The organism is Parvibaculum sp. (genome assembly GCF_049671045.1).
Taxonomy (GTDB): domain Bacteria; phylum Pseudomonadota; class Alphaproteobacteria; order Parvibaculales; family Parvibaculaceae; genus Parvibaculum.
Window position 1 is genome coordinate 37911 of record NZ_JBATUH010000115.1, and the last position, 10260, is coordinate 48170.

The window sequence follows — 10260 nt, forward strand, 5'->3', positions numbered from 1 at the left end:
TGCGCACCATGCTGGTGACCTCACGCTCTTCTTCCTTGGTCAAGTGGCGATTAATAAGATCTTCTTCAGCGCCGATGCATGAGGGCCACAGTCCGGGCCCGTCATCTTCCTGTCATCGAAACAGAACCGAACCGTCATAACGCTCTGTTACGAGCCTTGGCCAGGGGGCGTCGTGAGTATCGCTCGCGGCTCGCAATCCTGCACAGAAGCTCATTTATCAACACGGAGACGTCGAATGACGTTGAGAAATATTCTGCTGGCGGGCACCGCGCTCGGTGCCGCGGCAATGCTCACGGGCCCTGCCTTCGCCGGCTCGCAAAACGAGATCAATACGATGAAGCAGCAGATCATCGACCTGCAGCAGCGGCTCGACGATCTTCAGATCTCGCAGGGCAACGAGATCAAGGAAATCAAGGAAAAACAGGAAGCGGTCCAGATCGACTTCAAGGACGGCAAGCCGACCTTCCGCACGGGCGACGGGCTCTTCACCATGTCGATCCGCGGTCGCGCGCATCTCGACATGGGGTCCTACAACATCAGCGATTCCGACAGCGCCAAACTCAACACCCTCGGCGCCTCGTCCACGGGCCTCAACTCGGGCGCCAACTTCCGCCGCGGTGAACTCGGCGCCGAAGGCACGTTCCTGCGCGACTGGGGCTACAAGATGAACTTCCAGTGGGGCGACAGCGGCAACGAGAAAGCCAGCACCATCAAGGATCTCTATCTCTCCTATAACGGCATCAAGGGCATCTCGCTCATGGCCGGCGCCATCAAGACGCCGATGAGCCTCGACGATGTCACCTCCTCCAACGACATCACCTTCATCGAGCGCGCCACCGCCTCGAACCTCGCCACCTCGCTCGGCGCGGGCGACGGCCGCATCTCCTTCGGCGCCAAGGGCAACACCGACAACATCTACGCCTCGCTCTTCTACACGACCGAAACGGTCGGCCAGGCCAACACGTCGAACGAAGGCTCGAACATCGTCGGCCGCACGGCCTACCGCTTCAAGCCGGCAGCCAAGACGAACGTGCATCTCGGCCTCTCCGGCACCTATGCGATGGACCCGAGCGCCAATGGCGGCACGGCAGGCAGCGTGCGCTTCCGCGACCGGCCGGAACTGCGCGTCGATCCCTCGCGCCTCATCGACACGGGCAGCATCGCGGCAAAGAACGCCTATGTCTTCGGGCCGGAACTCGCCGCGAATTACGGCCCGGTCAAGGTGCAGGGCGAGTACTACACCTACAAGATCGACCGCATCGGCACCCTGCCCGACCCGGACTTCAATTCCTGGTATGTGCAGGCGTCCTGGGTGCTCACGGGCGAAGAGTACAAATACTCGATGGAAGACGCCGCCTATAAGGGCGTGAAGCCCGCAAGCCCCTTCACCTTCGGCGGCGGCACCGGCGCCTGGGAAGTGGCGGCGCGCTACAGCCAGACCGATCTCAACTACAAGGACCACCTCACCAATGCCAATGGCGGCGTCGCCGGCGGCAAGCAGGACATCATCACGGTGGGCCTCAACTGGTACCCGATCAACAATGTCCGCGCGATGGTCGAATATCTCAATGTGAGCGTCGACAGGCGCGCGACCGGCGGCGCGGCGGTCCAGAACATCAATTACGACGCGGTGGCCGCCCGCCTGCAATTCGCCTTCTGATCCGATCCTCGCAAGGTCATCAGAAAGAAGACCCCGGCGGGAAACCGCCGGGGTTTTTTCATACCTTGCGCACAGGCAAAAAAAGACCCCGCCCAAGGAGGGGCGGGGCCAGTGACGCTGCGAGGAATGAAGCAGCGGGAGAGAAACTTTCGTCTCAGCCGAAGCGGCCGGTCACATATTCTTCCGTGCGCCTCGAAAGGGGCTTTGTGAAGACCTCATTCGTCTCGCCATATTCGATGAGCCGGCCGAGATACATGAAGGCCGTATTGTCCGAGACGCGCGCGGCCTGCTGCATGTTGTGAGTGACGATGACGATAGTGTAGGTCGATTTCAGCTCCTCGATGAGCTGCTCGATGCGCATGGTGGCGATGGGGTCGAGCGCGGAGCAGGGCTCGTCCATGAGGAGCACTTCGGGATTGCCCGCAATCGCGCGTGCGATGCAGAGGCGCTGCTGCTGGCCGCCGGAAAGGCCGAGCGCGCTGTCATTGAGGCGGTCCTTCACCTCGTCCCAGAGAGCCGCTCCCTTCAGCGCCTGTTCGCAGGCTTCGGCGAGTAGCTTCCTGTTGGTGACGCCGTCCACCTTCAGCGGATAGGTGACGTTCTCGGCGATCGACATGGGGAACGGGTTGGGCTTCTGGAACACCATGCCCATGCGCTTCCTGAGCGCGATCACATCGACCTGCGGGCCGAAGACGGGCTCGCCGGAAAGCCGCACCTCGCCCACGACGCTCAGATTGTCGATGAGGTCGTTCATTCGGTTGAGCGAGCGGAGAAGCGTGGACTTGCCGCAGCCAGAGGGGCCGATCAGCGCCGTCACCATGCCCTTCTGGATCTCCATGGAGATGTTGTGAAGCGCCTGCGACGCGCCGTACCAGAGATTGAAATCGCGGATGGAGATTTCCGCGCCGGACGCGCTCTCGACCGGGTGATAGACGGTCGGGTCGAAGCCATCGCCCGATGCGGGCGACCGGCGCCTCGGAGCCGCTGCTGTTGCCATCGGAATGATCCCTTGTCAGAACTTGTCGCCGGCGAATTTGCGCTTCAGCCGGTTGCGGACGTTGATCGAGACGGTGTTGAGCGCGAGCACCAGCGCCATGAGCACGAGCGCCGTCACGAAGACCATGGAGCGGCCGGCCTCCGAATTGCGCGACTGGAAGCCCACGTCATAGATGTGGAAGCCGAGATGCATGAACGAGCGCTCGAGATGGATGAAGGGGAAGACCGCATCCACGGGGAGCTCCGGCGCCAGCTTCACCACGCCGACGATCATCAGCGGCGCGACCTCGCCAGCGCCGCGCGCCATCGCCAGGATGAGGCCGGTCATGATGCCGGGCATGGCGCGGGGAAGAACAATCCATTTGATCGTCTGCCATTTCGAGGCGCCGCAGGCGAGCGAGCCTTCACGCATCGAGCGCGGCACGGCCGCAAGCGCCTCCTCGGTCGAGACGATGACGACGGGCACTGTCAGCAGCGCCATGGTGAGCGAGGCCCAGAGAAGGCCGCCCGTCCCGAAGGTCGGGCTCGGCAGGCGCTCGGGAAAAAAGAGCGCGTCGATCGAGCCGCCGAGCACATAGGCGAAGAAGCCGAGACCGAAGACTCCATAGACGATGGAAGGCACGCCGGCGAGATTGTTCACGCAGATGCGGACGAGCGCGACGATGCGTCCCTGCCTTGCATATTCGCGCAGATAGAGGGCCGCGACGATGCCGAAGGGCGCGACGAGAAGGCTCATCACCACCGTCATGACGAAGGTGCCGAAAATGGCCGGCCAGACACCCCCTTGCGTATTCGCCTCGCGCGGTTCGGCGGAGAGGAACTCCCCCCAGCGCGCCAGATAGATCCCCGCCTTCCGCGCGAGGGTGAGATCGTTCGCGGCGTAGTAGCGGACGAAATTGGCGAGGGGAAATTCGCGCGTCTCGCCGCCGATCTCGGCGGCGGAAGCGGTGAGCGCATCTTCCTTCTCGCGGATGGCGGAGACCTTGGCCGAGAGGCGCGCGAACTCGCCATTGAGCCGCGCCGTCTCCCGGGCCGCCCGTTCGGCAGCGGCCAGCGCCTCGGGCGAGCCCTCGCCATGATCGAGCTCGGCCCGACGCACGGAAAGGCGCAGATCGTTCAGCTCGCGGTTGATGCCGCCGATCTCGTGCTTCTCGATCGACATGCGTTCTGCGCGAAGCGCGCGAGCGCGTCGCTGCGCCGCGTCGAGCGTCGCCATGTCGGGCGCCTCGATCTTTCTGCCATCGGCTGAAATCGACTTCACCTTGCCGATGAGCGCGCCCCATTCCTGGCGCTCGATCAGCATGATGTCGCGGGGGCGCGAAACCGACTTCACATCGAGGGCCGGCACCCAGACGAAATCCTCGCCATAGAAATCGAAATTGCCGACATGATAGAGGGTGCGGCTCGAATGCCCGCCATGCGCCTCGATCTCCGCGCGCGCCTTTGCGGGCAAGGCGGCGAGCGCCGCGGGCTCGGGCTTGTAGCTTTCGGTGCGCAGGGGCTCGCCGGCGATGATGCGGCCGCTCGTCAGGGTCACGACCTCGACGGGCTTCGGCCAGAAGGCGGTGAGGCCGCTCCAGAAGATGAGGCCCATGAAGCCCGCGATCATCATCAGGCCGAAGGCGAGCGAGCCGCCCATGGCCCAGACCATGGGCTCGCCCCGGGCGGTGAGGTCGCTCGATCTGCGCCGCGGAACGGCTGCCAGGCCTACCGCCTTTCCGTTCACGAGGATACCGTCCATCGGTTGAACCAGTTCGGCCATGTCGCCTCCCTCAAAGCTGGGCCGCGCGCTTGCGGAAGCGCTGGCGAACAAGCTCGGCAAGCGTGTTCAGGATGAAGGTCATGACGAAGAGGACGAGCCCGCAGAGAAAGAGCGTGCGATAGAGGCTCGAATCCTTCACCGCCTCCGGCAGCTCGACATTGATGTTCGCGGAGAGCGCGCGAAGTCCATTGAAAAGGCTCCAGTCCATGATCGGCGTGTTGCCCGTCGCCATGACGAGGATCATCGTCTCGCCGACGGCGCGGCCGAGGCCGATCATGATCGCCGAGAAGATGCCCGAACCCGCGGTCGGCAGAATGACCCAGCGCGCCGTCTGCCAGTTGGTCGCGCCGCAACCGAGCGAGGCGGCGCGCAGATGCTCGGGCACGGCGCCGAGCGCATCTTCCGCAATCGAATAGATGATCGGGATGACGGCGAAGGCCATGCCGAAAGCCGCGATCAGCGTGTTGCGCTGGACATAGGTGCCGACGATGCCGCCGCGCGCATCGAAGCCGCCACCTGCGAGGAGCTGCGCCAAGCCCGCCGCGACGGCGAGCGAAAGCAGCGTCAGCGCCACCCAGCGGCCTAGCTCCCATGCGCCCGCCACGTGATATTCGCGGCCGCGCAGCCGCCCGCGCCAGGACTGGCCGAAGAAGCGGCCTGAAAGGCCGAAGACCAGGATGAGGGATAAGGGCAGAACGAGGAGGAAGAGGAAAGGCGCCGCCGAGCCCGCGCCCGTCGTCCAGGCCTTGAAGTCGCCGGCAAAGAGCGCGTGCTCGAGAAGGGGAGAGATGGCGAGCGTGAGCCAGATCGCGCCTGCAAGGGCAGCAAAGAAAGCGACGAGCTTCGGCGCGCCGTCGAGGCGGAGGGCGAGCGGGCGCGGCAGAAGCTGCCAGAGAAAGGCCGAACCGATAAGCGCGAGCGGCACGACGCCGAAGGCGATGACGACGGCGGCGATCCAGTTTTCGACGATGGGCGAGAGAACGAGCGCGACGACGAAGCCGATGACGACCGAGGGCAGCGAGGCCATGAGCTCCATCAGCGGCTTCACCACGGCGCGCAGGCGCAGATGCATGAACTCCGAGGTATAGATCGCGGCCAGAAGCGCGATCGGCACGGCGAAGACGAGCGAATAGAACGCGCCCTTGATGGTGCTGAAGATGAGCGGCACGAGCGAGAGCTTGGGTTCCGCGCTATCGGTGCCGGATGTCGACTGCCAGGTGTAGCCGGGTTCTGGATAGCCTTCGTACCAGACCTTGCCGAAAAGCGATCCGAGCGTCGTTTCGGGATGCGGCACGTCGAAGGACCAGAGGCGCGCCGCCCCGTCCCTGCCGATGGCGAGCGCGCCATTGTCGCGCGGCGCGAGGATCAGCGTTTCGACGGGCGCGGCCGCGCCTTCGGAGGGAAGCGACAGGACGCGCCGTTCCGTCGTCGCATGATAGAGGGCGACATCGCCCGCCCTGTCAGCGCCGATGAAAAGGCGCGTGCGCTGGCTGACCGCGAGGCGCTCGACCGGCGCGGGCTGGAGCCCGAGATCGTGGATCTTCGTCAGCACGGCGCCGTCGCTGGTCGATGAGGATTTGCGGTCGATCATCGTCCAGATCGAGAGCGAGCGATCGGAGCCCGCGACGATGAGGGAGTTCTCGCCATTGAGATAGGCGAGCGCGGTGGGCCGGACGCCTTGCGGCAGAAGGCGCGCCGTCTCGGCGAGTTTCGCATGGGCGGGATCGCGCGTATCGAAGCGGCGGATGGCGCCGTCCGCCGTCGCAACGAGGAGGCGGTTGCCCTGCGTGTTGAGGAGAATGGCGGCAATGTCACCGACGGCGAGCCCTGTCGGCACCTCGACGTTCGACACTGTCGTCAAGGTTTCGCCGGTCATCATGTTGACTTGGGCGTAGGCGGTGGAGAGGCGCGCCGTGCCGTGCTCGTCGACGGTGGCGAAGGTTCTGAGCGGGCGCTCGGCCGTGCCACCGACGCGGTAGTCGAGGAAGCGAATGGCCGTGCCCGAGGGCGCGACCTGAACGGGCGCCTCGAGCGCGAGGCGCGGCGCGAGACGGCGCAGCTGGCGGCCGGGAATTTCGGAGTAGACGGCGGCGCCATCGCTGCGATCGCCATTGGGGAGTTTTTCGAGCGCTGACGGCGCGGCGCTCGCCGGCAGGACCGCGGTGTCTATCGCCAGCGTGCCGAGACGCACGGTCCCGTCGGGAAAGCCGAAGGCAACATCATCGCCCTGCAGGGTGCGCGCGAAGGCGCCGGGCGCGGCGCCGCCGAAATCGAAGGCGGCGGCGGCGATCTTCCTGCCGCTCGGCGCGTGAAAGACTGTGACCTTTCCATCTCCGGCGAGTTCGAGGCCGAGTGTGCGATATTCGTCGATGGAGGTGGAAAGGATGTGCCCGTTCGTCTGGTCGAGCGCATATCGTTTCGCTTCGCCGACCTTTCCCGCGCCGAAGAGCGGCATCGCCACATAGACGAGAAAGAACATGATCGCGAAGACGGTGAAGATGACAAAGAGGCCGCCGATGGAAATGGCGCGCCGGGCGAAGCGATCCATCCAGAGCACGGAGGCCCTTGTCTGCTTGCTGCGCGTATAGACGACGGAGCGGCGCTTCGTCTCCTGCCCTGCTCCGGGCTCGCGTTGGTTCGGGATGGCGGCGTCGGTCATGCGCGGAAAATCACGTGGTTGGGATGCGGCGAAGCCGAAAGGACGATCCGAAGCGGCCGGCAACGGAAGGTGGACGGGCCGGCGTATCGTTCCGCCGGCCCGCCTCTGCAGCTCACTTCAGGCCGAGCTTCGCCAGCTCTTCCTGAGCGAAGACGTAAGGCATCGGGTAGTAGCCGTCCTTCACCGTGTCCTTCTGCCCGTCCTGCATCAGCACGAAGCGCAGGAATTCACCGCGCAGCGGATCGAGCGCCGTCGAGGGGTTCTTGTTCACATAGGCATAGAGGAAGCGCGTGATCGGATAGGCGCCCGTATAGGCGTTGCGCTGATTGGCTTCCTGGCATTTGCCGTCGCGGCCCGCGACCGGCACGGCCTTGACGTCGGCGGTCTTGTAGCCGATGCCGGAATAGCCCATGGCGAACTTGTCGGCGGCGACGCCCTGCACGACGGCGGATGAGCCGGGCTGCTCTTTCACCGTGTCCTTGTAGTCGCCGTTCACCATCGCGACTTCCTTGAAGTAGCCATAGGTGCCCGAGGCGGAGTTACGGCCGAAAAGCGAGATCGGCTTGGACGCCCATTCGCCGGTGAGACCGAGCTGGCCCCAGGTCACGATGTCGGGCGAGCCGGAGAGGCGGCTCTTCGAAAACACGCCGTCGAGCTGCGTCAGCGAGATGCAGGAGAGCGGGTTGTCCTTGTTGACGAAGACGGCGAGCGTATCGACGGCGAGGCGAACCTGCGTCGGCTTGTAGCCGTATTTCTGCTCGAAGGCGTCGATCTCGGCGGCCTTCATCGGGCGCGACATCGGACCGATCTGCGCGGTGCCGGCGATGAGGGCGGGCGGCGCGGTGGACGAGCCCTTGCCTTCGATCTCGATCTTCACCGAGGGGTAGATCGCCTTGAAGCCTTCGGCCCAGAGCGTCATGAGATTGTTGAGCGAGTCCGAGCCGATGGACTTCAGGCTGCCGGAGACGCCGGCGGTGGGCTGATAGGCCTGATACCGGCTGTCGATATCGATGGCGAACGCGCTGGTCGCCGTCAGGCTGACCGCAAGCGCGCCAAGGAATGATCCTATGCGCTTCATAAGTTTTTGACCTTCTGAAAGGACGAAAGATTGGCACGCGGCGGTGTTGCCCGCCCCGGAAGCGTTCTTACGGGCGCGCCGTGAAGCCTGTGCAAAGGATTTGCGACGCAATCATGACAGTCGGCGTGACAGCGGGCGCGACAGCGGGACCGCGCCAAAAGAAAACGGCCGGGCGATGCCCGGCCGTCACAATTCGCCGATGAGCGATGCGGCTCTATCTGAGACCGTGGAGACGCGCGCGCTCGATGTCGTCCTTCAGGGTGCGGGCGGCCAGAACATAATGGAAGGCCGACCAGATCCAGACGACCGAGATCGTCAGAAGCGCATAGCGCAGCGATTCCTGCCCATAAGCTTCGGAATAGAGATCGCTGAGCAGGCCCGCGAGCTGGGGCCCGAGCCCCATGCCGATGAGATTGAGCACGAGGAAGAGCACGGCGGAGGCGGCAGCACGCATGCGGACGGTGACGAGCGCCTGCGTCATCGCAAGAGAGGGCGCGACATAGGCCGCGCCGGCAAAGGCCGGATAGACGAAGATCGCGAGCGCCGCCATTTTCGCATCGCTCAGATAGAGAGCGACCGAGAACGGAAAGCTCAGGCCGACGACGATGGCGACCACCCAGACGTTCCAGCGCACGTCGCGCTTGCCGAGGCGGTCGGCGAAATAGCCCGTGGCCCAGGTGCCGAGGCCGCCGGCAAAGCCGATGATGAGCGCGAGCGCCGTGCCGATCTCGCCCGGCGTCATGGCGAAGGAACGCACGAGGAAGGCCGGAAGCCAGGTGACGCCCGCATAGCCGCCCATGGCGGCGAGCGCGGAACCGAAAGCGATGTGACGGAAGGAGCGCTGGGCCCAGAGGAGCCTGAAGACTTCCCCGATGCCGGGGGCAGCGCCCGCGCCCTCCGCCGTCAGACCGTCGGCCGTTCCGCGCACCGGCTCCTTCAGCGTGAAGCGCACCAGAAGCGCGATCAGAAGGCCGGGAACGCCGACGATATAGAAGGCCGCGCGCCAGCCATACCACTCGCTCACCCAGCCACCGACGAGAAAACCGATCAGGATGCCGATATTGATACCGAGCGAATAAACGCCCATGGCGGCGGCGCGCTTCTCCGGCGGGAACATGTCGGAGATCATGGAATGGGCGGGCGGGCTCGACCCCGCCTCGCCGACGCCGACGCCGATGCGCGCGAGCGCGAGCGCGAGCTGGGCGAAGCTCGTGACGAAACCGCAGACGACCGTCATGCCGGAGAAGATCGTCAGGGCGAGGGTGATGATGTTGCGGCGGTTGCCGCGATCGGCCCACATGGCGATCGGAATGCCGAGCGTTGCATAGAAGAGCGCGAAGGTGATGCCGGAGAGGAAGCCGAGCTGCGTGTCGCTCAATCCGAGTTCGAGCTTGATCGGCTGAAGCAGGATCGAAAGAATCTGGCGATCAACGTAGTTCGCCGTATAGGCAAACATCAGCACTATCAGCGCATAGTTGCGATAGGCCGGCGTCATGCCGGCATCGCGGGCACGAACGACGACATCGCCGCTCACCTGGTCTGTCATTATTTCCTCCCTCGCGGCCCGGGTCTTCGCTCGCGCAGCCCGTTTGCCGTCCTGATTGCGAGCCTAACAGCGGCGAGCGCTTTCGCAACCCTCCGCAAAACCGAACATTTCTGTCAGCAGAGGCGACCCGCATCATGCCCATGGACATGTCCGTTTTTGGCGAGCGGCGCTATCGCGGCGGGTCTAGTATCCATTCATGACCAGCGCGGAAAAGCTCGATCCGGATTTCTGCTACCGCATCATTCAGGCGAAGGATGCGCGCTTCGACGGACGCATCTTCGTCTGCGTCACATCGACCGGGATCTATTGCCGCCCGGTCTGCCCGGCGCGCGTGCCGCATAAGGAACATTGCCACTTCGTCGCGAGCGCCGCTGCGGCGGAGGCGCTCGGCTTCCGCTCCTGCCTCCGCTGCCGGCCCGAGACGGCGCCCGGAACGCCCGCCTGGGCGGGCACGCAGGCCGCCGTCGCGCGGGCACTCAGGCTTATCGAGGATGGCGCTCTCGACAGGGATGGCGTCGAGGCGCTCGCCGCCCGCGTCGGCCTCGGCGCGCGCCAGCTC

General features: G+C 65.0%; 7 protein-coding genes. 2 read left to right on the top strand and 5 right to left on the bottom strand.

Annotated elements, in window-relative coordinates:
- The first annotated feature begins 235 nt into the window (after positions 1-235).
- Complete coding sequence (locus tag WBG82_RS13725; protein WP_424425117.1) at positions 236-1660, top strand: OprO/OprP family phosphate-selective porin; 1425 nt, start codon at positions 236-238, stop codon at positions 1658-1660.
- A gap of 154 nt (positions 1661-1814) precedes the next feature.
- Here the strand turns inward: WBG82_RS13725 and pstB are convergent, their stop codons facing one another.
- The 5 genes from pstB to WBG82_RS13750 form a co-directional block, all read right to left on the bottom strand.
- Positions 1815-2657: a phosphate ABC transporter ATP-binding protein PstB gene (pstB, locus tag WBG82_RS13730; protein WP_424425118.1), complete on the bottom strand. Its 843-nt coding sequence runs from the start codon at positions 2655-2657 to the stop codon at positions 1815-1817.
- A 15-nt stretch (positions 2658-2672) separates the two neighbouring features.
- The gene (pstA, locus tag WBG82_RS13735) at positions 2673-4418 is read right to left on the bottom strand and encodes a phosphate ABC transporter permease PstA (RefSeq protein ID WP_424425120.1); all 1746 of its coding nucleotides are present in this window, start codon (positions 4416-4418) and stop codon (positions 2673-2675) included.
- A gap of 10 nt (positions 4419-4428) precedes the next feature.
- On the bottom strand, positions 4429-7077 hold the full coding sequence (locus tag WBG82_RS13740) for an ABC transporter permease subunit (protein ID WP_424425122.1): 2649 nt from the start codon (positions 7075-7077) through the stop codon (positions 4429-4431).
- 112 nt (positions 7078-7189) lie between these two features.
- The gene (locus tag WBG82_RS13745) at positions 7190-8155 is read right to left on the bottom strand and encodes a PstS family phosphate ABC transporter substrate-binding protein (RefSeq protein ID WP_424425124.1); all 966 of its coding nucleotides are present in this window, start codon (positions 8153-8155) and stop codon (positions 7190-7192) included.
- Between the two features lie 214 nt (positions 8156-8369).
- A complete protein-coding gene (locus tag WBG82_RS13750) occupies positions 8370-9701 on the bottom strand; it encodes a spinster family MFS transporter (RefSeq protein ID WP_424425126.1) in 1332 nt (443 codons plus the stop codon).
- Positions 9702-9897: 196 nt separating this feature from the next.
- On the opposite strand from WBG82_RS13750, the gene WBG82_RS13755 reads away from it, so the two are divergent.
- Positions 9898-10260 (top strand): Ada metal-binding domain-containing protein (locus WBG82_RS13755; protein WP_424425128.1); only part of this gene is annotated, 363 nt, incomplete at its 3' end.

Excerpts from the sequence above, each read along its gene's own strand:
- WBG82_RS13750 (WP_424425126.1), bottom strand. The coding sequence starts at position 9,701 with ATGACAGACCAGGTGAGCGGCGATGTCGTCGTTCGTGCCCGCGATGCC.
- pstB (WP_424425118.1), bottom strand. The coding sequence starts at position 2,657 with ATGGCAACAGCAGCGGCTCCGAGGCGCCGGTCGCCCGCATCGGGCGAT.
- WBG82_RS13745 (WP_424425124.1), bottom strand. The coding sequence starts at position 8,155 with ATGAAGCGCATAGGATCATTCCTTGGCGCGCTTGCGGTCAGCCTGACG.
- WBG82_RS13740 (WP_424425122.1), bottom strand. The coding sequence starts at position 7,077 with ATGACCGACGCCGCCATCCCGAACCAACGCGAGCCCGGAGCAGGGCAG.
- WBG82_RS13725 (WP_424425117.1), top strand. The coding sequence starts at position 236 with ATGACGTTGAGAAATATTCTGCTGGCGGGCACCGCGCTCGGTGCCGCG.
- pstA (WP_424425120.1), bottom strand. The coding sequence starts at position 4,418 with ATGGCCGAACTGGTTCAACCGATGGACGGTATCCTCGTGAACGGAAAG.